This window comes from Mycobacterium bourgelatii (assembly GCF_010723575.1).
Lineage (GTDB): Bacteria > Actinomycetota > Actinomycetes > Mycobacteriales > Mycobacteriaceae > Mycobacterium > Mycobacterium bourgelatii.
This window is the reverse complement of the sequence record NZ_BLKZ01000001.1, coordinates 942,002-964,765: the sequence shown is the minus strand read 5'-3', so window position 1 is coordinate 964,765 and position 22,764 is coordinate 942,002. Positions and strand designations below refer to the sequence as shown.

The window sequence follows — 22,764 nt, the reverse complement described above, 5'->3', positions numbered from 1 at the left end:
CACCCCCGCCTGGCTATCCTCGGCCCGGGTATCCCCCGCCGCCTCAGGGTTACTACCCACCGCCACCCCGCAGCCCGTATCCGCCGACGAACTATCCCCCGCCGGGCAGTAGGCCGTATCAACCCCCACCATCAGGGTGATGAGTGAAAAGTGCTTAGCTGCAGAAATGCAACGGACACCTGAACTGGCTCGGCAGTTCTATGACCGCTTCGAGCCCATCCATGCCGTCACGTACTTCGCGCCGGAAGCGCGCAAGGCTTTCGACGACCTCGGCTATCGCGGCTTCTTCATGGGCTACTTCGCAGCACGGTCCGCACCCTTGGGTCGGGTCCCGCCCGAGGTCGTGACGGCCGTCTTCTACAACTTCGCCCCGGCGCGGGTAGCCAAGGCCATTCCGGCGGCATGGGAGATCGCCAGCCGTGAGCAAGCATTGCGGGCCCGCGAAGATTCCGCGGTGGCGGCGTTGCGGCGCTGTGGCGTTACCGATGACGAAAATGTTCGCACCGCAGCACAATTGGCCGCCCGCGCGGTACAGGGTGCGGCGGTCGACGGTCGGACGCTGTTCGCGGCCAACCGCGCCTTGCCGTGGCCGGACGATCCGGTGGCCGCGCTGTGGCACGCGACGACGCTGCTGCGCGAGCACCGCGGTGATGGCCACGTGGCGGTGCTGGCCGCCGCCGGTGTATCCGGGCGGGAATCCAACGTGCTGCACGGCGCGGGCGCCGGAGTGCCGAAGGAATACCTGATGCGGTCTCGTCACTACGACGACGCCGAATGGAGTGCGTGCGCGCAGAGCCTGGCTGCTCGTGGCCTTCTAGACGAGGATGGCTCGCTGACATCCGCGGGACGCCAATTCAAGGAACAGATCGAAACGGTCACCGACACGCTCGCACTGCATGTGTTCGACGGTCTCGACGACGACGAACTCGAAACGTTGTTTCAGGCGCTGACGCCGATCGCGCGGCAGGCTGGAGCCGACATACCCGACGTCACACCGATGAGCATTCGGCGCGACTTCTAGATCCGCGCGGGTTCGGGTTCCAGCTGGCCCGCGTCATAGGCCGTCACGACCTCCTCAACCACGGCCTGCCACGACTCGCCGTCCACGCACAGGTGACTGGCCGTGAGCACCAGCCGGTCGGGAGTCCCGGGCAGCAGCGAAACGCCGAACAATCTGCCGAGGCGCATGTCGAAGGCTGCGCGCTGACGTGCGATGACCTCGGCGACCGTGGCACCGGGCGGCTCCACCGCCCAGGCCCATGAACCCCCCGGACGCGCCATCCAGCGGTCACACCAGGGTTCGAATACCGCCCCCAGGGTGGGGTTGGCTTCGAAAACCTCGTCGACGGCGGCGCGGATCAGGCTCTGGTCCAACCGCGAATCGGCAACCAGCACCTCGGCGTGTGCCATGTCCTCGATGTCCTGCGGCCGCGGGAGTTCGGTGAAGGTCCAGTAGGAAGCCGTTTCGTAAGTCACGTACAGAGCCTCTGACGTGCTACTTGTCGGATTCTTGATGGATTCTTGGAAAATTCTTGGACCGCATGTCACAGATCGGCGGGCTGTCTCGTCTGATGGGCATGACACAGAAAACACGCATCCAACCCCTGTCCCCCGACCGCGCCGGGTTCCTGACCCGCCTCATGTACCGCGTCGCCAAACGACGCTTCGGGGAGGTCCCGGAACCATTCTCCGTCGCCGCGCATCATCCCCGCTTGCTAATGGCGAATGCGGTGCACGAAACCTTGCTGCAGCGAGCGTCGCAGACACTTCCGGTCAGCGTGCGCGAGCTGGCGGTGTTCTGGACGGCCCGCACCATCGGCTGCTCATGGTGCGTGGACTTCGGGTCCATGCTGCAGCGTCTCGAAGGCCTCGACATGGAGCGGCTCAAGGACATCGACAACTACGCCACCTCGCCGCACTTCACTGACGACGAGCGCGCCGCCATCGCCTACGCCGACGCCATGACCACCGACCCGCATTCGGTCACCGACGAGCAGGTTGCCGATCTACGCGCCCGCTTCGGCGATGCCGGCGTGGTCGAGCTGAGCTACCAAATCGGTGTGGAGAACATGCGCGCGCGGATGTACGCGGCACTCGGCATCACCGAGCAGGGCTTCAATTCCGGTGACGCCTGCCGGGTTCCTTGGGCCACCGAGGTTTCCGCCGAGCGCGAGTGAAGGGGGCGCGAACCCCACCCCGAGCGCGGCGCGCCTCCCACGAGCGCGCGCAAATGTACGCGTTTCACCGGTGTGTCGCGTACATATGGGCGCGCTCGCGGCGCGACCCCGTGGCGAGCCACTACGCCTCCGACGCCCTAAGCGGCGAGCCGGTGAACTTGTCGGGATTGGCAATGTCCCACAGCGCGACCACCTTTCCGTCGCGCACCGTCATCGCGGTAATGCGCGGCGGCATCGGCTTCCTGCCTTCCGCTGCATCGAAACCCGGTGTGTAAGAACCCAGTTCACCGTTGATCAGCGCCAGCTGGTGGGATGTGTAGAAGGCATCGCCGTAGCGGTTGGCCAGGCCGAGCATGAACCGAACCACCTTGTCGGCGCCGCGGATGACCTGGACGGCCGTCGCCACCTTGCCGTCCGAGTCGCCGGTGAACGTCACGTCGGGGTGCAGGAGCGATACCACGGCGTCGATGTCCCCGGCGGCCATGGCAGCCATCAACTTGCCGACCACCTCGTTGTGAGCGCGGTCAGGTTCGGGCGGGGGCGCGGATGCGACAGCCTTGCGGGCGCGCGACGCCAGTTGCCGCGCGGACGCTTCGCTGACGCCCAATACCTCGGCGATTTCGGAGAACGGCACCGAGAACCCGTCGTGCAGCACGAACGCCACTCGGTGATCGGGGGTTAGTCGCTCCAACACCACCATCGCCGCGAACCGGGCATCCTCATTGGCCACCACTGCCGACAGCGGATCGCCACTGTCGAAGCCGGTGACGACGGGCTCGGGTAGCCAGTTGCCGGTGTAGGTCTCCCGCCGGTGCGCGGCCGAGCGCAGCTTGTCCAGGCCTAGCCGGCTGACGACGGTGGTGAGCCACGCCCGCGGGTCTTCGATCTGCGATTCCTGGCCGTCCCAACGAAGCCATGCCTCCTGGACGATGTCTTCGGCATCTGCCACGGTGCCAGTCAGCCGATATGCGACCGACATGAGATGAGGTCGCAGCTCCTCGAACTCGGCTACCACCGTCATAGTCGCGAGCCTAGCGCGGCGACGGCGAGCGCCGGGACGGCGCGAGTAAGGAGCCGCGCCATCCAACCGAGCGCGGCGACGGCGAGCGCCGGGACGGCGCGAGTAAGGAGCCGCGCCATCCAACCGAGCGCGGCGACGGCGAGCGCCGGGACGGCGCGAGTAAGGAGCCGCGCCATCCAACCGAGCGCGGCGACGGCGAGCGCCGGGACGGCGCGAGTAAGGAGCCGCGCCATCCAACCGAGCGCGGCGACGGCGAGCGCCGGGACGGCGCGAGTAAGGAGCCGCGCCATCCAACCGAGCGCGGCGACGGCGAGCGCCGGGACGGCGCGAGTAAGGAGCCGCGCCATCCAGCCAAGCGGCTAGCATCGCGATCACCATGACTAACAACCTTTGGCTCCATTTCGCCCAGCACGGCAACGGCATCACGCCGCCCGTCATCACCCGCGGCGAAGGCGTCACCATCTTCGACGACCGCGGCAAGAGTTACCTCGACGCGCTGTCGGGTCTGTTCGTCGTGCAGGTCGGCCACGGCCGCACCGAACTGGCCGAGGCCGCCGCGCGCCAAGCCGAGAAACTGGCGTTCTTCCCGCTGTGGGGTCACGCGACGCCGCCGGCAATCGAACTCGCCGAGCGTCTAGCGCACTACGCGCCAGGCGACCTGAACCGGGTTTTCTTCACCAACGGCGGCACCGAGGCCGTCGAAACCGCGTGGAAGGTCGCCAAGCAATACTTCAAGCTCGTCGGCAAACCCAATAAGTACAAAGTGATTTCGCGCGCCATCGCCTATCACGGAACCACGCAGGGTGCCCTGTCGATCACCGGCCTACCGAAGTACAAGGAAGCGTTTGAGCCGTTGGCGCCGGGCGGCTTCCGGGTGCCCAACACCAACTTCTACCGGGCTCCGGAGCCGTTCCACACGGACATCAAGGCGTTCGGCCAATGGGCCGCCGACCGGATCGCCGAGGCGATCGAGTTCGAAGGGCCCGACACCGTCGCCGCGGTCTTCCTCGAACCCGTCCAGAACGCCGGCGGCTCGTACCCGCCGCCCCCGGGCTATTTCGAGCGGGTGCGGGAAATCTGCGACGAGTACGACGTGCTCCTGGTTTCCGACGAGGTGATCTGCGCGTTCGGCCGGATCGGATCGATGTTCGCCTGCGACGACTTCGGCTATGTGCCCGACATGATCACCTGCGCCAAGGGCATGACGTCGGGTTACTCGCCATTAGGCGCAATGATCGCCAGTGACAAGGTCTTTGAGCCATTCAACGACGGCAAAACGACCTTCCGGCACGGTTACACCTTCGGCGGCCACCCGGTTTCGGCGGCCGTCGCCTTGGCCAACCTCGACATCTTCGAACGTGAAGGCCTCAACGAACACGTCAAGCAAAACTCTCCCGCACTGCGCGCCACGCTGGAAAAGCTTTACGACCTGCCCATCGTCGGCGACGTACGCGGCGAAGGGTTCTTCTTCGGCATCGAGTTGGTCAAAGATCAGGCCGGCAAGGAGAAGTTCACCGATGACGAGCGCGCCTCGCTGCTGCGCCACGTGTCCAAGTCGCTCTTCGAAGCCGGCTTGTACTGCCGCACCGACGACCGTGGCGACGCCGTCATTCAGCTCGCCCCTCCGCTGATCAGCACTCAAGCCGAATTCGACGCCATCGAATCGATCCTGCGCGGTGTGCTCTCGCAGGCATGACCTGACTACTCCCAGAAGCGCAGCTTTCGGCCCGCCCGAACGTGTTTCAGGGCTTTCTTCACCTCCGCGACGGCCTCCCGCACTTGCCTCGCGCCCGCGTCACTCGGGCTCGACACATATGCCCGCAGTGCGTCGCAAAGGTTCTCCAGAGCTGCCTCCAACGCCGGATCGGAAGTGGCTGCGCGTTCGGCCTCGAGTTGTTGCAAGAAGCCGGACAGTCCCGTCTCGTCGTGACCGACCGCCTTCTCCACCGCCTTGAGCACATCCTTCAGAGCCGGCCGAGTCGGCTGAGTCAGCTTGGGCGCCATGCGTTTTGCGAGCGGATCCAGTGCCCCGCCGTCAAACTCCGGGGCGGTCCTGCGGTGGCGAGCGGTGCCGACGAAAGGCACCCCAGCCGCAGCCGGAGGCGCGCCCATTGGCGCGGCCATGGGGAACGCTCCAGTGGTCGGCGCTGCCGCGGCCAGCATCGCCCAACCAGCGGGCTGCTCGACGGGCTGCATCACCTCGGTGAGCGGTCCGGCGTCGGTGCGCTCGGGGTCGACGGCGACGAATGCGGTGAACCGCGACAGCACCCCGAATCGGATCGAGTGCGCCACCAATTGTACGGCCAACTCCGTGTCGCCACGGCCCGACGCGTAGTCGTCCTCCATGTCACGGACCAGAGATCGTGCCCAGATCGTTTGCACAGCAATGGCTTCGGGCGCGGTCTTGGCCGGCACCGTGACCGCGAACGGCCCGGTCGAGGCGTCGGCCGCGACGCGAAGCGAAGCACCAGCCGCAGATCCTCGGTAGCGCCCGGAAATCACACACGGCACCCCGGCAAAGGCGTCGGGCGCGCGGCCTGGGGTGACGGTGCCGTCGATGATCTCGACCCCGTCTGCGCTCACCCGCACGTCGGTCAGCGTCGGACGGCCTATGGTGCGGGCCAACCTGCCCATTGCCTCGTCGAGGCGGTCCTCGGATTCGACCAACTCGACTCGGCCACTGTTCATGCTGGCGAGCCGGTCGAGGAAGCCGGCGTTGACGGCGCGGTCGATCCCCACGCAGTAGGTGCGGGTCCGCCCGGCGATCGTGGCAAGCGAGCGAAGCAAATGGTCCTCACCGCTGATCTGCCCGTCAGTCACCAAAACAACGCTGGCGCAACGGCCTTGGTCCGCATTGGCCAGCAGCCGGAAGGCCATCCGCAACGGTTCGGCCATCTCCGTGCCGCCGCGACTCTGCAGCGAGCCCAACCACGACGCCGCGGCAAACCGGTTGCGGTCAGTGGCCTCGACGAGCCGGTTGGGCAGCGCGTCGGGAGTATCAACCCGGTCGTCGAAGGCGATCACACAGAACCTGTCGGCGGTGTCGAGCATGTCGACGATGCGCCCCGCAGCCCGTCGCGCCGCGATCATCTTCCAGCCGTGCATCGACCCGGAACGGTCCAGTACGACAACGACATCGCGTGGAGCGCTGGATGTTTCGGCGGGCGGCAACAGCGTCACCGACCATGTACCTTCGTCACCTTCGGTGTCGGGGACCAGCAGCGCCGACGACGACAACTCCGTCCGGTCGACGCGGAACCGCAAGATGAAGTCCTGGTCGGCTCGCAGACCCGGCTGCAACTCCAGTCGGGTCACCCCATCCGAGTCGAGCACGGCGGTCGGCAGGGACGACCGCAAGTCCGACACCGCGAAACCGCCGCCGTCCACCGTCAGCGAGATCTGCAGGTCCGGCCGCTCGTCACCGTCGCCAAGCCGGGGCGGGGTCACCCGTGACGCATCCGGAACGGCGTCGGTGTCGGGGGCCTCGCCGCCGCCGGTCCGGTCGCCGGACAGCGGGGTGCCGGTGGTGTAGCGCGGCGCGACCACGAGCGGGAAACGGAACGTCGCCTCGCCGTCTTCGAACGCCAGCGGCCCCGTCAGCCGCATCTCGATGGTGGCCTCTTCACCGGGGCCGAGGTTGCCCACCCGCACCGAGAACACATCCGAGCGGTCCTCCTCGACGATCGCCGCGCGCTGACCCGAGACCAGCGCCTGCTCGTAGTCGGCTCGCGCCTCCCCACGCTCCTTGAGCACGCCGACCACGCGTCGCCCGGCCAGGTCGGCCACGAAGTCGGTCACCCCGGCCCGCGCGGGCAACGGGAACACGTACGTGGCCTCGAGGGCGGTGTCGAGGTTGTTGACGAACCGCTGTCGCACGGTCGAGGTCGCGGTCATGCCGACGATGACGGTGTCGACGTCGACAGCCTTGAGCGGCAGCCGAACGCCCTCGGCCGAGCTCAACTCGCCGCACGTCGGCCCCGGGCCGGGGATGGCCTCCGCGGCGATGATGGGGAGCAACTGAGCGTTCACTGGGCGTCCTTTCGTCGATTGTCCAGTAGGTCCAACAGCGGCGCAGCCGCGCGGCGCAGCGCGTCGAGTTCGGGAAGCGGCCCGTCGATGAGCAAGGTGACAGTGTCGGAAAGCCGGACGGCCTGCAGGCTGGTGACGGCAGGCCCAGAGGGCTCAGCAGCCGCAGCGGGCCCGTCCGGTGCAGGCGGTTCCGCCACCACTTCCGGAACGGTCTCCCAGAACCGCCCCGCGGCGCGCGACGGCTCCGGGAGCGGTTCGGGGTCGCCCAAATCGGCCGGGATCGCGCCGGGCGGGATGGCGGCCAGCGCTTCCAGTTCCGCCGGCGACAGACCCGCCAGGCGCCGGCCGATCTCGTCGAGCGAGAGTCCCTGACCCTGCAACCGCTTGATGGCAACGAGGCTCACCAAGTGTTTCCGGCCGTAGGTGAGCGCACGACCCCGATTTCCCGGACGCGGCAGCAGGCCGCGCGCGGTGTAGTAGCGGATCATCCGCTCGGCCGGGATCGGCTTGGCCTGACGATTCTCGGGCACGGCGCCGGACGCCTGGACCGCGTCGGCGGCCGCGGCGGCGAACTCGGAGAGCGTCAGCAGTGATTCCATTGATTGACAGTGTCATACACATATCAGACACTGTCAAATAACATCAGTCACACTAGTCACAGCGTGCCAACCTGCGTTTGCCACCTGGATCGCCTAGTCTGCTCAGCGATGCTTTTCTCACGGTCTCTGTCTCGCGGCGCGGGCCTGGCGGCAGCGGCATTCCTGCTGGCCGGGCCGGTCACGCTGGGAATGCCGATCGCCTTGGCCGACCCCACCCCCGTGGCCAACGGCTCATCCACAAACTGCCCCTACCGGGTCACCACTCCGCCCGCGGTGGACTCGTCAGAGGTTCCCCAAGCCGGTGATCCGCCACTGCCATTGGCGGTCCCGGCGACCCCGGTCGGCGGCAGCGCACTGGGCGGCTGCGGCATCATCACCGCGCCCGACACGCCTCCGGTACCCAATGACATCTCCGCCGAGGCGTGGCTGGTGGCGGATCTGGACAGCGGCGCCGTGATCGCCGCAAAGGACCCCCATGGCCGGCACCGTCCCGCCAGCATCATCAAGGTGCTGGTCGCGATGGCCACCATCAACACCTTCAACCTCAACAAGACGGTGGAGGGAACCGAGGACGACGAGGCGGCCGAAGGCACGCAGGTCGGCGTCGGGCCGGGCGGCACGTACACCATCAACCAGCTGCTGCACGGCCTGATGATGCATTCCGGCAATGACGCCGCACACGCCTTGGCCAGGCAACTCGGCGGCATGGAGGCCGCGCTGGAGAAGCTCAACGTGCTCGCCGCCAAGCTCGGCGGCCGCGACACCCGGGTGGCCACGCCATCGGGATTGGATGGACCGGGCATGAGCACGTCGGCCTACGACATGGCCCTGTTCTACAGGTACGCCTGGAAGAACCCCGTCTTCGCCGACATCGTCGCCACCCGCACGTTCGACTTCCCCGGCCACGGCGACCACCCCGGCTACGAGCTGGAAAACGACAACAAGCTGCTCTACAACTATCCGGGCGCCATGGGCGGCAAGACCGGTTACACCGACGACGCCGGCCAGACCTTCGTCGGCGCGGCCAACCGCAACGGCCGACGGCTGGTGGCGGTGCTGCTGCACGGCACCCGGCTGCCGATCCCGCCGTGGGAACAAGCGGCGCACCTCCTCGATTACGGATTCAGCACGCCGCCGGGCACCCAGATCGGTTCGCTGGTCGAGCCCGACCCGTCACTGCTGCCCGGCAAGCCCAATCCCGCCGACCGACAGGCGACCGACCCCCAGGCCGCCGGGCTGATGTCGCCCGCGGATGCTTTACCGGTGCGTGTCGGCGTGGCCGTGATCGGTGCCATCGTCGTGTTCGCATTGATCCTGGTCGCACGCTCGATGAACCGCAGGGCCCAATACTGAGTCAGGGCCCGGCGGGTTCATTGACCAGCCCCCGCGGCTGTGTCACCGTATCGGGCATGACTGCCCTTTACGAGGACGCTGGCCTGACGCTGGATGACGAGGGAATCACCATTCGGCGCTACTACTTCCCCTTTGCTAACGCGAAGCGGGTCGCCTACCGCGACATCCAGGGCATCAAGGCCGAGTCGATGGGCTGGATGTCGGGCAAGGCCCGTTGGTGGGGTGCGGCGGACCCGCGCTACTGGTTCCCCTTGGACATGCACCGGGGCGACAAGAAGACGCTGCTGGTCCTCAACGTGGGACGCAAGGTGCGGCCGTGCATCACGCCCGAAGATCCGGAGAAGGTCATCGAAATTCTGAAGGCCCGGGTCAGCTGCTGACCGGGTCTACAGGGTGCGCAAAGGACTATTTGTCGGGCTGACCGCAGCCAGCGTCGGCGTCGTCTACGGCTACGACCTGTCCACCATCGCGGGTGTGCTGCTGTTCGTCGGCAAGGACCTCGCCATCGCCTCGGACAGCCAAAAGGGGCTGCTGACCACAATGGTCGTGATCGGCCAGATCGGCGGGGCGCTCGGCGCCGGTGTGCTGGCCAACGCGATCGGGCGCAAGAGGTCGATGCTGCTGATCCTGCTCGGTTACACGGCGTTCGCGCTGCTGGGGGCGTTCTCGATGTCGGTGCCGATGCTGTTGACGGCACGCGCGCTCATTGGCGTCGCCATCGGCGTGTCCGTGGTGGTGGCTCCGGTGTACGTGGCCGAGTCGGCACCGGCCGCTGTGCGCGGGTCGATGCTGACCGCCTACCAGGTGGCCACCCTCAGCGGCGTCATCCTCGGCTACGTGACCGCCTACTTCCTGGCCGGGTCGCAGAGTTGGCGCTTGATGCTGGGACTCGCCGCCGTTCCCGCACTGCTGTTGCTGCCACTGTTGTTGCGGATGCCCGAAAGTGCGCGCTGGTACCTGCTCAAGGGACGGACCGACGACGCGCGCCGCTCGCTACTGCGGATCGAGCCGGAGGACAACGTCGACGCGGAACTGGCCGAAATCTCTCGTGCCATTGCCGAGGAAACCCAAGACCGTTCCGGCGGCGGCCTTTCCGAACTAGTGAGACAACCGTATCTACGGGCGACGTTGTTTGTTGTCGCCCTGGGATTCCTGCAGCAGATCACCGGGATCAACGCGATCATCTATTTCAGCCCGGGCCTGTTCACGGCCATGGGATTCCACGGCAACTTCGCGCTGCTGGCACTGCCGGCCATGGTGCAGGTGGCCGGTTTGGCTGCGGCGCTGAGCGTTTCGCTGTTCTTGATAGATCGCATGGGCCGCCGGCCGATCCTGATGTCCGGCATCGCATTGATGACGATCGCCGATATCGTGCTGGTCGCCGTCTTCGCCAACGGCGCCGCCCATGCGGGCGGTCTCGCGCTGGTCTTCGGCTTTGGCGGCGTGCTGCTGTTCATCATCGGGTTCAACTTCGGGTTCGGTTCTCTGGTCTGGGTCTACGCCGGGGAGAGCTTCCCGTCTCGGCTGCGATCGATTGGGTCGAGCGTCATGCTCACCGCGAACCTGACCGGCAATGCTCTGATCGCCGCCTTCTTCCTACCGATGCTCCAAATACTCGGCGGTGCAGGCGTTTACACCGTATTCGGCCTGTTGGCCGTAGTCGCCCTCGTCGTCGTGTACCGGTTCGCGCCCGAGACCAAAGGTCGACAACTCGAAGAAATCCGACGCTACTGGGAAAACGGCGGAAAGTGGCCCACTCCTTTGGATACGCCGGATACGTCTGACGCCCCATGACGGTGATCCGTGCAGGAACCGCGGTCATCGACGGGCAGATCTGCCGGCCGGGGTGGGTCCACATAGCGGCGTCGCAGATCCTGGACTGCGGTGGCGGCGACCCGCCCGGCGTTCCCGACGCTGACTTTCCGAATTGCATTGTGGTACCGGGCTTTGTCGACATGCACGTCCACGGTGGCGGCGGCGTGTCCTTCACCGATGGTGACACCGCGCGAGCGGCCGAGTTCCATCTGGGCCACGGCACCACATCGATGCTCGCCAGCCTGGTCACCGCGGGGCCGGAGGAACTGCTCTCCGCGGTGGGCGCCCTTGCCGAGGCAACCCGGGGGGGCTTGATCGACGGCATCCATCTAGAAGGACCGTGGTTGAGCCCGGCGCGCTGCGGCGCCCACGACCACAACAAAATGCGGCCGCCGGCCCTCACCGAGGTCGAAGCCGTACTAAACGCCGCCGACGGCGCCGTCCGCATGGTGACGCTGGCTCCGGAACTGCCGGGTAGCAACGCTGCGATCCGACGGTTCGTCGAGGCCGATGTCGTTGTCGCAGTGGGACATACGAACGCCAGCTACGAGCAGACCCACCACGCGATTGCCCTGGGCGCGACGGTCGGGACCCACCTGTTCAACGCGATGCCGCCACTGCATCATCGCGAGCCCGGGCCCGCGCTGGCGTTGTTGGCCGACCAGCGCGTGACCGTGGAATTGATCGCCGACGGCGTGCACGTCCACCCCGACGTCGTGCGCACCGTCATCCAATGGGTCGGCCCCGACCGGGTCGCCGTCGTCACCGATGCCATCGCGGCGGCAGGTTACGGCGACGGGGCGTACCGGCTCGGTTCAGTGCCGATCGATGTCGAATCAGGGGTAGCACGGGTCCGCGGGACGTCGACGATCGCCGGCAGCACGGCCACCATGGATCAGCTCTTCCGGGCGGTCGCTGGATTGGGCGGCGACACTGAAACCGACCGCGATGCCGCGCTGCTGGCGGCGGTCCAGACCACCTCGACGACGCCGGCCAGGGCGCTGCGGCTCGATCGGGTGGGCAGCCTCCGGCCGGGCTATGACGCCGATCTGGTTGTGCTGGAAGGGGATTTGCAGATACGGGCGGTCATGCGGCACGGCGCGTGGCAGACCGGCGCCTAGGATCCCCGTCCGCCCCGCCGACGAGGCTGCAGAAACCGTGAGAATGCCAGCGCCCCAATTGCTCCCAGCGTCGCGGCGGCAACCGTCTGACGCGCGTTGGGGCCTTGGCTGACCTCTATTCGCGGACTGATGATCGCGGGCGCGGGCGGGTCGACATGGCGGTCGCGCGGGTCCTCCGGTTCGGCCGTCGCGGCCCAGGCGGTGGCGAACATAAGCAGCGACCAGGTGACGAACGTGAACACCATGAGCCCCAACACCGGCCCGAAGGTGGCGCCCGCCGGGCTGCGCACCACCGCCTGCAGATAGATCGAGCCCAGTTGCTTGAACAACTCGAAGCCGATGGCCGCCATGAATCCCGCGCGCAGCGAGGTCACGAAGCCGGCCGGTTCGCGCGGCAACCGGGCGATCATCCACGAGAACAACAGCCACGCCACCAGCACCGAGACCAGGATCGAAACACCGCGGAAGATCTCGTCGAAGATCGAAAACTCAGGTATGCGAAGCAATCTCAGGACGGCCCTCATCGGCTTGGTCTGACCCAACGCGCTCAATGCGACGGTGAAAGTAATCACCAGGAACGTGCCGAGCATGGCCAGCAGATCCGACAGCTTGGTACGCACGAACCCGCCCGAATTCGTGGGTTGCAACCACATTTCGCTCAGCGCTTCGCGCAGGTGATACATCCACCCAAGGCCCGCCCACGCCGCGGTGGCCAACCCGATCACGCCCACCGACGTACGCGCATCGATCGCCGAATTCATCAGGTCGACCAGTTGCTGCCCTAGCGAGCCGGACACCGCGGATCGAATGTTGTGCTCCAGCGTCTTGATCAGCTGCGGATGGCGCGACAGGCTGTAGCCGGCAACCGCGAAACCGACCATCAGCAAGGGGAACAACGAAAAGATCGTGTAATACGTGAGGCCGGCCGCGAAGAAAGTGCCCTTCTGCTCGCTGAAGCGTGCAGCGGCGCGCAGCGCGTGGTCAAACCACGGATACCGGATCCGCCACCGCTCTAAGAACCCGAGCTTCGCGGCTTCGGTCATCGACCACCTATTCCTTGTGCCGTCACCTTCGCGGCAGGAAACCTAACCGATCGTAGACCCGCTGCACGGTATTGCTGGCCACCTCGGTGGCGCGCTGCGCACCGGCCGCCAGCACGGACTCCAGTTCGGCGAGATCGGCGGTCAACTCGTCGACGCGGGTCTTGATCGGGCGGACGTATTCCACGACTGCCTCGGCCGTGTCCTTCTTCAGGTCTCCGTACCCGCGCCCCGCGTAGCCCTCGACGAGCGTGTCGATGTCGACCCCGCTGACCGCCGACTGGATGCTCAGCAGGTTCGACACCCCGGGCTTGGCCTCGACGTCATAGCGGATCTCGCGCTCACTGTCGGTGACGGCGGAGCGAATCTTCTTCGCGGACCGTGCCGGATCGTCGAGCAGGTTGATCAGCCCGGCGTCGGTGCTGGCCGACTTGCTCATCTTGGACGTCGGGTCCTGCAGGTCGTAGATCTTCGCGGTGACCTTGGGGATGAGCACGTCGGGCACCACGAAGGTGTCCGGGAAGCGGCTGTTGAACCGTTGGGCGATGTCGCGCGCCAACTCCAGATGTTGGCGCTGGTCCTCCCCCACCGGCACCAGGTTGGTGTCATAGGCCAGCACGTCGGCGGCCTGCAGCACCGGGTAGGTGAACAGGCCGACCGTGGTGGAATCGGCCCCCTGCCGCGTCGACTTGTCCTTGAACTGCGTCATCCGCGATGCCTGACCGAAGCCGGTGAAGCAGCCCAGCACCCACGCCAACTCGGTGTGCGCCGGCACATGACTCTGCACAAAGATGGTCGCCCGCGCCGGGTCGATCCCCAGCGCCAGGTATTGCGCAGCGGTGATCAGCGTGCGGCGGCGCAGCGCCTCGGGGTCCTGCGGGATGGTGATCGCGTGTAGGTCGACCACGCAGAAGAAGGCGTCGTGGTCGTCCTGCAGCCCAACCCACTGGGCGACGGCGCCCAGGGCGTTCCCGAGGTGCAGCGAATCAGACGTCGGCTGTACGCCGGAGAAAATCCGGCTCGTTCCGGTTGCGGTGCTCATGATGCCCACGATCTTGTCACGGCGAATCGGGCCAGGACCGGACCGGATCCGGTCTGCTTGCGATACCGCCGGTACCGCATTTAGTGTCGGGAGAGTGACGACTCGCCCGCCCATTCACCTGGGGGCCAATGACGGCCAACGTGAACCAGTCCTGCTGCTGCACCCATTCCTGCTCTCCCAGTCGGTGTGGGAGGTCGTGGCCCAGCAGCTGGCCGAGACCGGCCGCTACGAGGTTTTCGCCCCCACCATGGCCGGCCACAACGGCGGACCACGTGCGGGTACCCACTTCCTGTCCTCCTCGGTGCTGGCCGACCACGTCGAACGCCAAATGGACGAGCTTGGTTGGCCGACGGCCCACATCGTCGGCAACTCCTTGGGCGGCTGGGTCGCGTTCGAACTCGAGCGGCGCGGCCGGGCGCGCAGCGTCATCGGCATCGCGCCGGCAGGGGGTTGGCACCGCTGGACTCCGGCCAAGTTCGAGGTGATCGCCAAGTTTGTCCTGGGCATCCCGCTGATGATCCTGGCCTGGTTGTTGGGGGCACGCGTGCTGAGCCTGCCGTTCAGCCGCCCGCTGGCCACCTACGCGATCAGCGCGTCGCCCGACGGGGTCGGCGAACGTGAACTGCGCGGCATCATCGATGACGTCGCCCACTGCCCGGCGTACTTCCAGCTGCTGGTCAAGGCGCTGATGGCACCCGGCCTGCAGGAGCTGGCCGAGAACGCCGTCCCGGCGCAATTGGTCATTTGCGAGAAGGATCGGGTCATTCCCGCGCCGAGGTTCAGCCGCCACTTCACCAACCACCTGCCCGACGACCACCGCGTCGTCGAACTCGACAACGTCGGGCACGTGCCGATGTACGAGGCACCCGGCCGCGTCACCGAGGTGATCCTCGACTTCCTCGACGACTTGGTAGAGCACGGCGCCGAAGCCATCGAACCGCCCGCCAGCTAGCTGACGGCCGCGCCGCGCCTACGTTCGGTTAGCCAGCGCCTTTTCCAGATTGTCCGAGATGGCTTGCATGAATTCTTCGGTGTGCAGCCAGTCCTGGTCCGGGCCGATCAGAATCGCGAGGTCCTTGGTCATCTTGCCGCTCTCCACCGTGCCGATGACCACCTGTTCCAGGGTCTGAGCGAACTCGACGACCTCGGGGGTGTCGTCCAGCTTGCCGCGGTGCGCCAGCCCCCGCGTCCAGGCGAAGATCGAGGCGATCGGGTTGGTGGAGGTGGGCTGGCCGGCCTGGTACTGGCGGTAATGGCGGGTCACGGTGCCGTGGGCGGCTTCGGCCTCTACCGTCCGGCCGTCGGCCGTCATCAACACCGAAGTCATCAACCCCAATGAGCCGTAACCCTGTGCGACGGTGTCCGACTGGACGTCGCCGTCGTAGTTCTTGCAGGCCCAGACGTACCCGCCCTCCCACTTCAGGCACGCGGCGACCATGTCGTCGATGAGGCGGTGCTCGTAGGTCAGCCCGGCCTCCTCGAACCGCTCCTTGAACTCCTCGTCGTAGATGCGTTGGAACTCGTCTTTGAACATGCCGTCGTAGGACTTGAGGATGGTGTTCTTCGTCGACAGGTACACCGGCCATTTCGCGTTCAGCCCGTAGGAGAACGTCGCCCGCGCGAAGTCCTGGATCGACCGCTTGAAGTTGTACATCCCCATGACCACCCCGCCGTCCTCGGGAATGGACACCACCTCGTGCACGATCGGCTCGCTGCCGTCCGCCGGCGTGAAAGTCAGTGTGACAGTGCCGGGTTTGTCCACCTTGAAGTTCGTCGCCCGGTACTGGTCGCCGAATGCGTGACGGCCGATCACGATTGGCTTGGTCCATCCCGGGACCAGCCGCGGCACATTGGAAATTACGATCGGCTCGCGGAAAATGGTCCCGCCCAGGATGTTTCGGATCGTCCCGTTGGGCGACAACCACATTTTCTTCAGGTTGAATTCCTGGACCCGGGCTTCGTCGGGGGTGATGGTCGCGCACTTGACGCCGACGCCGTGCTTCTTGATCGCGTACGCCGCGTCGATGGTCACCTGGTCGTCGGCGCGGTCACGGAACTCGATGCCCAGGTCGTAGTAGTCGAGGTTGATGTCCAGATGGGGCAGGATCAGCATGTCCTTGATCAGCTTCCAGATGACTCGCGTCATCTCGTCGCCGTCGAGCTCGACAACCGTGCCCTTGACTTTGATCTTGGCTGGGTTGGACATCTTGGACATCTTTTTGGACATCTTGGTCGCAGCCTCCAGTCCCTCCCCTGCTTGAGATTTGCTCGTAAGGCCAGCGTACTAGCGCTTACCGGGCCGCTCGGCCCTCGAATTGGCACCGACCAGCCGCCATGCGATAGGCTTCAGATCGGTCATGAGCGCCAGCGTTAAGCCCCGGCTTGCTGGCCGGCAACCCTCCAACCGCGGTGGGGTGCCCCGGGTGATGACCAGGTTGAGTAGCCACACCCAAGGGCTACACGGCAAGCGCGGGTCCGCCATGACGGGCCCCTGACTTAGAACAGGGCGGCGTGATGTGCACACTTTCTCCCCCTCCCGCACCTCGTGCGGTCCTGCCCACCATCGGTTCCTTCGCGTAGAAAGTGCCTTTTCATGAGCAGTGAGAGCAATAACCCCGACACCGATCCGACCGCGCATTGGTCGTTCGAAACCAAGCAGATCCACGCAGGTCAACGACCGGATCCGACCACCAATGCGCGGGCCCTGCCCATCTACCAGACCACGTCGTACACCTTCGACAACGTCGCGCACGCCGCCGCGCTGTTCGGGCTGGCGGAGCCGGGCAACATCTACACCCGGATCGGCAACCCGACCACGGATGTCGTCGAGCAGCGCATCGCCGCGCTCGAGGGCGGGGTGGCCGCGTTGTTCCTGTCCTCCGGGCAGGCCGCCGAGACGTTCGCCATCTTGAACCTGGCCGCCGCGGGCGACCACATCGTGTCCAGCCCGCGGCTCTACGGCGGGACGTACAACCTGTTCCACTACTCGCTGCCCAAGCTCGGCATCGAAGTCAGCTTCGTCGAGGACCCCGACGACCTGGACTCGTGGCAAGCGGCGGTACGCCCGAACACCAAGGCGTTCTTCGGCGAGACCATCTCCAACCCCAAGATCGACGTGCTGAACACGCCGGCCGTCTCTGAAGTCGCGCACAGCAACGGGGTGCCGCTGATCGTCGACAACACCATCGCCACGCCGTATCTGATCCAGCCGTTGGCGCAAGGCGCCGACATCGTGGTGCACTCGGCCACCAAGTACCTGGGCGGGCACGGCTCGGCAATCGCCGGTGTCGTTGTCGACGGCGGCACCTTCGACTGGACGAACGGTAAGTTCCCCGGCTTCACCACCCCGGACCCCAGCTACCACGGCGTGGTGTTCGCCGAGCTGGGACCGCCCGCGTTCGCCCTCAAGGCCCGCGTGCAGCTGCTGCGCGACCTCGGCTCGGCGGCATCGCCGTTCAACGCGTTCCTGGTGGCACAGGGTCTGGAGACGTTGAGCCTGCGGGTTGAACGCCACGTCGCCAACGCTCTTCGCGTCGCCGAGTACTTGGAGGGCCACGACGACGTGGTGTCGGTCAACTACGCCGGCCTGCCCAGCTCGCCGTGGTACGAACTCGGAAAGAAGCTGGCGCCCAAGGGAACCGGCGCCGTGCTGGCGTTCGAACTGGCCGGCGGCGTCGAGGCCGGCAAGGCCTTCGTGGACGCGCTGCAGCTGCACAGTCACGTCGCCAACATCGGCGATGTGCGCTCGCTGGTCATCCACCCGGCGTCGACCACCCACGCCCAGCTGAGCCCGGCCGAGCAGCTGGCCACCGGCGTCAGCCCGGGCTTGGTGCGGCTGGCCGTCGGCCTGGAAGGGATCGACGACATCCTGGCCGACCTGGAGTTGGGCTTCGCCGCCGCCGCAAAGGCGAGCAAAGTCAGCGGCGACGCGCAGTCCGTGGCGGCCTTCTGAGGAACTGACGTGACAATCTCCGACGTGCCCACCCAAGCGCTGCCCGCCGAAGGCGAGATCGGCGTCGTCGACATCGGCTCACTGCGCCTGGAAAGCGGCGCCGTTCTCGACAACGTCAGCATCGCGGTGCAGCGCTGGGGTGAGCTGTCGCCCACCCGCGACAACGTCGTGGTTGTCCTGCACGCCCTCACCGGCGACTCGCACATCACCGGACCGGCCGGGCCGGGTCATCCCACGCCCGGGTGGTGGGACGGCATCGCCGGCCCCGGCGCACCGATCGACACCAACCGCTGGTGCGCCCTGGCCACCAACGTGCTGGGCGGGTGCCGCGGGTCCACCGGGCCCAGTTCGCTCGCCCGCGACGGAAAGCCTTATGGCTCAAGGTTTCCGCTGATATCCGTACGCGACCAGGTCGAGGCGGACATCGCCGCGCTGGAAGCGTTGGGAATAACCGAGGTGGCCGCCGTTGTTGGCGGGTCCATGGGCGGCGCCCGAGCGTTGGAATGGATGGTCGGCCACCCGGACCGGGTGCGGGCCGGGTTGCTGCTGGCGGTGGGCGCGCGCGCCACCGGCGACCAGATCGGCACCCAGTCGACGCAGATCGCGGCCATCAAGGCGGATCCGAACTGGCAAGGCGGCGACTACTACGACACCGGGCGCTCACCCGACGATGGCCTGAGCATTGCCCGGCGGTTCGCGCACCTGACCTACCGCGGGGAGGTCGAACTGGACACCCGGTTCGCCAACAAGCCGCAGGGCACCGAGGACCCGGCCCACGGTGGTCGTTACGCCGTGCAGAGCTACCTGGAACACCAGGGCGACAAGCTGCTGGCCCGGTTTGACGCCGGCAGCTACGTGATCCTGACCGAGGCGCTCAGCAGCCACGACGTCGGCCGCGGCCGCGGCGGCGTCGAGGCGGCGCTGCGCGGTTGCCCGGTGCCGGCGGTGGTCGGTGGCATAACCTCGGACCGGCTGTACCCGTTACGTCTGCAGGCGGAGCTGGCCGAGTTGCTGCCCGGCTGCGAAGGCCTGCGGGTCGTCGAGTCCATCTGCGGCCACGACGGCTTCCTGGTCGAGACGGAGGCCGTCGGCGAATTGGTGCGCGAGACGTTGGCTTTGGCCGATGGCTCGGCCGGTGCGGCCGAGCCGGCCGACTCGAAAGGCGCGTGTCCGCGGTGACCCGCTCCAGGCACGACCGCTCCCTGTCCTTCGGCTCCGCGGCCGCTGCCTACGAGCGAGGACGTCCGTCCTATCCGCCCGACGCGATCGATTGGTTGCTACCGGCCAGCGCGCGCGATGTGCTCGACCTTGGGGCGGGCACCGGCAAGCTGACCACCAGGCTGGTCGAGCGCGGTCTGGACGTGGTGGCGGTCGACCCGATTCCGGAGATGCTGGATGTGCTGCGCCAGTCGCTACCGGATACCCGGGCGCTACTCGGGACGGCGGAAGAGATTCCGTTGGAGGACAACAGCGTTGACGCCGTGCTGGTCGCGCAGGCGTGGCATTGGGTGGACCCGGCACGAGCGATTCCCGAGGTGGCTCGGGTGTTGCGGCCGGGCGGACGGCTGGGCCTGGTGTGGAACATCCGCGACGAAAGACTCGGCTGGGTACGCGAATTGGGCGACATCATCGGGCGCGACGGCGACCCGGTCCGCGACAAGGTGACGCTGCCCGAGCCGTTCACCGATCTGGAACGTCATCAGATTGAGTGGACGAATTACGTGACGCCACAAGCGCTTATCGATTTGGTGGCGTCGCGCACCTACTGCATCAACTCACCGACCGAGGTGCGGACCAAGACGCTGGACAAGGTGCGGGAGTTACTGGCCACCCATCCGGCCTTGGCGAATTCGGCGGGATTGGCGCTGCCGTACGTCACGGTCTGCGTAAGGGCAACGCTGGCCCACTGAACGGGCTGCGGGGCCGGCGGGGCCGACTTTCGTGGTCCACGCGCCTGCCGAGCGACTAGCATCTGCTCCTATGGCAGACCGCTGGCCTCTGACGGGTCGTGCGGAGGAACTTCGGCTCATCGGCGAGTCGCTCGGCGGTGGCGAATTCGGCGACCACAGGGGCATCGTTATCGCCGGTGCGGCCGGGGTGGGTAAGACCCGGTTGGCGCGTGAAGCCGCCAGTGCGGCAGCGGAAACCGGGTGGTCGGTGCGGCGGGTGGCCGGCACTGCGACCGGTCGGGCGGTGATGCTGGGCGCTTTCGCGCCCTGGGTGGACGCTGCCGATGCATCGTCGGCGGCTGTGGCGCGCAAAGTATTCGCTGAACTTGCCGATGGCAGCAACGGCGCGCCTTTGCTCGTTCTCGTCGACGACGCGCATCTGTTGGATGACCTGTCGGCACTGATCCTGCATCAACTGGTCATGCAGGACGTGGCGACCGTGATCGCCACCATTCGCAGTGGCGAGCCCACACCCGACGCTGTCAGGGCGTTATGGAAAGACAGCCTGCTGCGCCGGTTGGAGTTGCAGCCGTTATCCCGCATCGAGACCGACATTCTGTTGCACACCGTCCTCGACGGTCCGGTTGGCGCCGACGCCCTCGAGCGGTTGTGGAAGTTGAGCCAAGGGAATGTCCTTTACCTGCGCCATCTTGTGGAACACCTTCGGGAATCTGGCAATCTCGCGTGTGTCGACGGCGAATGGCGTTGGGCGGGGACACTATCGGCATCGCCGTCGCTGGTCGAACTAGTAGACGAACAAATTGGCGCGGTGCCCGAAGATATCCAGCATGTTGTGGATTTGGTGGCGGTCGCTGAGCCGATCGACCGCCGACTCTTAGCCACGCTGGCCGAGCCGCCCGCGATCGAATCCGCCGAACAACGCGGCCTGGTTGTGGCCAGCTCCGCTACCGACGCCCTGTACGTCGGCCATCCGCTGTATGGGGAGATCCGGCTGAGCAATTGTGGACCGTTGCGGCTGAAGAGATTACGCGGAAGCGTCGCGGCCGCGATGGCAGCGAACGATGGCGCCGACGTGCTTCGGCTCGGGCTGCTGTGGTTGGAGTCCGATCTTGCTCCGGACGCCGAAATCCTGACACATGCCGCGAAGGTGGCCGCGTCGCGGCACGATCTCGGACTGGCCGAGCGGCTCGCCCGCGCGGCCCTCGCCGTGAAACCCGTTCCCGAGGCAAAGATCTCACTGGCATACATCCTCTTTATGCAAGAGAAGGGCGACGACGCCGAGGAAATCCTGAGCAGTCTCGGGCCACCGGAGCTCGCCGGGCACGGCTTCTTTGACGGATCGGTCCTGCGTGCCACGAATCTGTTGCTCAACTTGCGGCAGCCCAACGAATCCCGCAGCGTGCTCGACGATGCAATGCGACTCGGCGATGCCGACCGCAACCATGTGCTGCGCACGTGCCGTGCCGTCATCGAAGTGATGGCCGCCCAACCGACCGCAGCGATCGAGACGATGAGCAGGGTCGACCAAGATCGGTTGGCCGGTTACGGGGTCGTCGGCTGCGCAACAGAAACGATTGCGTTGGGTGACGTGGGACGCACCGAAGATGCCGCTGCGCGGGCCAGGTCGGGATACTCAGAGCTGGCAGGCGCACCGGAGGAAGAGTCGTTTCACCGCTCCGGTCTCGGCGAATTTCACGCCTACGCACTGATGGCCGCGGGCTACGTCGACGAGGCCGGGGTCGTTACGGACGACCAGTATCGCCAGTACGCCGATATGCCTGGCATGTTGCGGTCGATGGCTATCGCCGCCCAGGGAATGGTTGCGCTCGGCAAGGGTGATCTGGCCGCGGCCCGGCGATATTTGACAACAGCTCTCGAAAGTTTCGGCGGCTCCGGCGAGACCTCCGGATTCTCGTATCGATTCAGAGTCCTGCAGACCGAGGCGCTGGCCCGATCTGGCGCCGTCGATGCCGCGCTAGCTTGTCTGGAGACGACCCGCCGAAACAGACATCCGGCATACATGTATGTCGAATCCGGATACCTGTTGGCGGAGGCGTGGGTACGCGCAGCACAGGGGCGAACCACGGATGCGCGCGAGATCGTTTCGCGCGCAACGCAATTTGCCCGCGACCACCACCAATACGCGCGCGAGGTCCTCTGTCTGCAGACCGGGGTGCAGTTCGGCGACGTCGACGCGGCCACCCGACTCGAGGAACTGGCCACTCTGGTCGAAGGCCCGCGAGCGCCCCTGTTGGCCCGCTATGCCCGTGCCCTGGCTGACGATGACGCCGCAGGACTGGATGCGGTGTCGCGGGATTTCGAGGCGATGGGCGACGTTTTGGCCGCGGCCGATGCCGCGGCGCAGGCCGCCGCCTCCCACCGTTCGCAGGGGCGACGCGGTAGTGCGCTCACCGCCGGTGCCCGGGCGCAACTGCTTGCCCGGCAGTGCGGGGGCGCGGTAAGCCCGGCGTTGGCCGCGAGCAAGGTACCGCTGCCCTTCACGCGGCGCGAGCACGAGATTGCAAATCTGGTGTCGAAAGGTCTGTCCAACAAGGAAATCGCGGAAGCAATGTCGGTGTCGATTCGCACGATCGAAGGTCACGTTTACCAGGCCAGCACCAAGGCCGGCGTTTCGTCGCGTGCAGAACTGTCCGCCCTGGTGCAACAGTTCAACGACGCGGCGACCGCGCCTACGGGGTGACGGA

19 protein-coding genes, 1 pseudogene and 1 riboswitch are annotated in these 22,764 nt (G+C 66.6%); of the genes and pseudogenes, 12 read left to right on the top strand and 8 right to left on the bottom strand.

The genetic code is table 11. From position 1 onward, the window contains the following. Nucleotides 1-166 precede the first annotated feature (166 nt). A complete protein-coding gene (locus G6N68_RS04350) occupies nt 167-1,021 on the top strand; it encodes an SCO6745 family protein (protein ID WP_163708339.1) in 855 nt (284 codons plus the stop codon). Here G6N68_RS04350 and G6N68_RS30525 read toward each other — a convergent pair. After that, nucleotides 1,018-1,410: a hypothetical protein gene (locus G6N68_RS30525; RefSeq protein ID WP_163718153.1), complete on the bottom strand. Its 393-nt coding sequence runs from the start codon at nt 1,408-1,410 to the stop codon at nt 1,018-1,020. The two genes, G6N68_RS04350 and G6N68_RS30525, sit on opposite strands and share 4 nt — an antisense overlap. A 155-nt stretch (nt 1,411-1,565) precedes the next feature. Here G6N68_RS30525 and G6N68_RS04340 point away from each other — a divergent pair. Further along, a pseudogene (locus tag G6N68_RS04340) lies at nt 1,566-2,177 on the top strand (carboxymuconolactone decarboxylase family protein); the annotation flags it as partial. Between the two features lie 121 nt (nt 2,178-2,298). Here G6N68_RS04340 and G6N68_RS04335 read toward each other — a convergent pair. Both G6N68_RS04335 and G6N68_RS04330 read right to left on the bottom strand, forming a co-directional pair. After that, nucleotides 2,299-3,198, bottom strand: coding sequence for a sigma-70 family RNA polymerase sigma factor (locus G6N68_RS04335; protein WP_163708334.1), 900 nt, complete (start codon nt 3,196-3,198; stop codon nt 2,299-2,301). Next, complete coding sequence (locus tag G6N68_RS04330; protein WP_163706403.1) at nt 3,195-3,545, bottom strand: hypothetical protein; 351 nt, start codon at nt 3,543-3,545, stop codon at nt 3,195-3,197. Before G6N68_RS04330 ends, G6N68_RS04335 begins: the two co-directional genes overlap by 4 nt. Nucleotides 3,546-3,574: 29 nt before the next feature. Here G6N68_RS04330 and G6N68_RS04325 point away from each other — a divergent pair, with 29 nt between their 5' ends. Continuing rightward, nucleotides 3,575-4,894 (top strand): aspartate aminotransferase family protein, encoded by a 1,320-nt coding sequence (locus tag G6N68_RS04325; protein WP_163708331.1) that lies wholly within the window; start codon nt 3,575-3,577, stop codon nt 4,892-4,894. A gap of 5 nt (nt 4,895-4,899) precedes the next feature. Here G6N68_RS04325 and G6N68_RS04320 read toward each other — a convergent pair whose 3' ends face one another. Both G6N68_RS04320 and G6N68_RS04315 read right to left on the bottom strand, forming a co-directional pair. Further along, complete coding sequence (locus G6N68_RS04320; protein ID WP_163708327.1) at nt 4,900-7,227, bottom strand: VIT domain-containing protein; 2,328 nt, start codon at nt 7,225-7,227, stop codon at nt 4,900-4,902. Beyond that, a complete protein-coding gene (locus G6N68_RS04315) occupies nt 7,224-7,826 on the bottom strand; it encodes a helix-turn-helix domain-containing protein (protein WP_205351241.1) in 603 nt (200 codons plus the stop codon). The genes G6N68_RS04320 and G6N68_RS04315 overlap by 4 nt, the downstream gene beginning before the upstream one ends. 189 nt (nt 7,827-8,015) lie before the next feature. Here G6N68_RS04315 and dacB1 point away from each other — a divergent pair, with 189 nt between their 5' ends. Genes dacB1 through nagA form a run of 4 tightly spaced genes read left to right on the top strand, consistent with a single transcriptional unit; the run spans nt 8,016 to nt 12,115 of the window. Next, nucleotides 8,016-9,179, top strand: a complete 1,164-nt coding sequence (dacB1, locus tag G6N68_RS04310; protein WP_371871672.1) for a D-alanyl-D-alanine carboxypeptidase DacB1 — start codon at nt 8,016-8,018, stop codon at nt 9,177-9,179. Between the two features lie 56 nt (nt 9,180-9,235). Then, the gene (locus G6N68_RS04305; protein ID WP_163708321.1) at nt 9,236-9,559 is read left to right on the top strand and encodes a hypothetical protein; all 324 of its coding nucleotides are present in this window, start codon (nt 9,236-9,238) and stop codon (nt 9,557-9,559) included. Between the two features lie 13 nt (nt 9,560-9,572). Next, a complete protein-coding gene (locus G6N68_RS04300; protein WP_163708318.1) occupies nt 9,573-10,973 on the top strand; it encodes a sugar porter family MFS transporter in 1,401 nt (466 codons plus the stop codon). Beyond that, nucleotides 10,970-12,115, top strand: coding sequence for an N-acetylglucosamine-6-phosphate deacetylase (nagA, locus tag G6N68_RS04295; RefSeq protein WP_163708316.1), 1,146 nt, complete (start codon nt 10,970-10,972; stop codon nt 12,113-12,115). The genes G6N68_RS04300 and nagA overlap by 4 nt, the downstream gene beginning before the upstream one ends. On the opposite strand, the gene yhjD is transcribed toward nagA, so the two are convergent. Both yhjD and trpS read right to left on the bottom strand, forming a co-directional pair. Then, complete coding sequence (gene yhjD, locus G6N68_RS04290) at nt 12,112-13,158, bottom strand: inner membrane protein YhjD (protein WP_163708313.1); 1,047 nt, start codon at nt 13,156-13,158, stop codon at nt 12,112-12,114. The genes nagA and yhjD overlap by 4 nt on opposite strands. A gap of 22 nt (nt 13,159-13,180) precedes the next feature. After that, nucleotides 13,181-14,197 carry a tryptophan--tRNA ligase gene (trpS, locus tag G6N68_RS04285; RefSeq protein ID WP_163708310.1) on the bottom strand — a complete coding sequence of 339 codons (1,017 nt, stop codon included), beginning with the start codon at nt 14,195-14,197 and terminating at the stop codon, nt 13,181-13,183. A 151-nt stretch (nt 14,198-14,348) separates the two neighbouring features. Between trpS and ephH the strand changes: the two genes are divergently transcribed. Then, nucleotides 14,349-15,149: an epoxide hydrolase EphH gene (gene ephH, locus G6N68_RS04280; protein ID WP_240355663.1), complete on the top strand. Its 801-nt coding sequence runs from the start codon at nt 14,349-14,351 to the stop codon at nt 15,147-15,149. An 18-nt stretch (nt 15,150-15,167) separates the two neighbouring features. Here ephH and G6N68_RS04275 read toward each other — a convergent pair whose 3' ends face one another. Next, nucleotides 15,168-16,403: an NADP-dependent isocitrate dehydrogenase gene (locus G6N68_RS04275; protein WP_163708304.1), complete on the bottom strand. Its 1,236-nt coding sequence runs from the start codon at nt 16,401-16,403 to the stop codon at nt 15,168-15,170. 147 nt (nt 16,404-16,550) lie between these two features. Next, nucleotides 16,551-16,673: riboswitch (SAM riboswitch) on the top strand. Between the two features lie 117 nt (nt 16,674-16,790). Here G6N68_RS04275 and G6N68_RS04270 point away from each other — a divergent pair. From G6N68_RS04270 to G6N68_RS04255, 4 genes are all read left to right on the top strand, one after another. Continuing rightward, nucleotides 16,791-18,149: a bifunctional o-acetylhomoserine/o-acetylserine sulfhydrylase gene (locus G6N68_RS04270; RefSeq protein ID WP_163708302.1), complete on the top strand. Its 1,359-nt coding sequence runs from the start codon at nt 16,791-16,793 to the stop codon at nt 18,147-18,149. A 9-nt stretch (nt 18,150-18,158) separates the two neighbouring features. Next, nucleotides 18,159-19,328 carry a homoserine O-acetyltransferase MetX gene (gene metX / locus G6N68_RS04265; protein ID WP_163708299.1) on the top strand — a complete coding sequence of 390 codons (1,170 nt, stop codon included), beginning with the start codon at nt 18,159-18,161 and terminating at the stop codon, nt 19,326-19,328. Further along, nucleotides 19,325-20,059, top strand: a complete 735-nt coding sequence (locus tag G6N68_RS04260; protein WP_163708295.1) for a class I SAM-dependent methyltransferase — start codon at nt 19,325-19,327, stop codon at nt 20,057-20,059. The genes metX and G6N68_RS04260 overlap by 4 nt, the downstream gene beginning before the upstream one ends. Nucleotides 20,060-20,129: 70 nt before the next feature. Further along, a complete protein-coding gene (locus G6N68_RS04255) occupies nt 20,130-22,760 on the top strand; it encodes a helix-turn-helix transcriptional regulator (protein WP_163708290.1) in 2,631 nt (876 codons plus the stop codon). Nucleotides 22,761-22,764 lie beyond the last annotated feature (4 nt).

Bases quoted from the DNA above. Each gene is read 5' to 3' on its own strand.
- G6N68_RS04270 (WP_163708302.1), top strand. From the start codon at position 16,791: ATGAGCAGTGAGAGCAATAACCCCGACACCGATCCGACCGCGCATTGG.
- G6N68_RS30525 (WP_163718153.1), bottom strand. From the start codon at position 1,410: ATGGCACACGCCGAGGTGCTGGTTGCCGATTCGCGGTTGGACCAGAGC.
- G6N68_RS04315 (WP_205351241.1), bottom strand. From the start codon at position 7,826: ATGGAATCACTGCTGACGCTCTCCGAGTTCGCCGCCGCGGCCGCCGAC.
- trpS (WP_163708310.1), bottom strand. From the start codon at position 14,197: ATGAGCACCGCAACCGGAACGAGCCGGATTTTCTCCGGCGTACAGCCG.
- nagA (WP_163708316.1), top strand. From the start codon at position 10,970: ATGACGGTGATCCGTGCAGGAACCGCGGTCATCGACGGGCAGATCTGC.
- dacB1 (WP_371871672.1), top strand. From the start codon at position 8,016: ATGCCGATCGCCTTGGCCGACCCCACCCCCGTGGCCAACGGCTCATCC.
- G6N68_RS04330 (WP_163706403.1), bottom strand. From the start codon at position 3,545: ATGGCGCGGCTCCTTACTCGCGCCGTCCCGGCGCTCGCCGTCGCCGCG.
- G6N68_RS04255 (WP_163708290.1), top strand. From the start codon at position 20,130: ATGGCAGACCGCTGGCCTCTGACGGGTCGTGCGGAGGAACTTCGGCTC.
- G6N68_RS04350 (WP_163708339.1), top strand. From the start codon at position 167: ATGCAACGGACACCTGAACTGGCTCGGCAGTTCTATGACCGCTTCGAG.
- G6N68_RS04325 (WP_163708331.1), top strand. From the start codon at position 3,575: ATGACTAACAACCTTTGGCTCCATTTCGCCCAGCACGGCAACGGCATC.
- G6N68_RS04305 (WP_163708321.1), top strand. From the start codon at position 9,236: ATGACTGCCCTTTACGAGGACGCTGGCCTGACGCTGGATGACGAGGGA.
- G6N68_RS04275 (WP_163708304.1), bottom strand. From the start codon at position 16,403: ATGTCCAACCCAGCCAAGATCAAAGTCAAGGGCACGGTTGTCGAGCTC.
- G6N68_RS04335 (WP_163708334.1), bottom strand. From the start codon at position 3,198: ATGACGGTGGTAGCCGAGTTCGAGGAGCTGCGACCTCATCTCATGTCG.
- yhjD (WP_163708313.1), bottom strand. From the start codon at position 13,158: ATGACCGAAGCCGCGAAGCTCGGGTTCTTAGAGCGGTGGCGGATCCGG.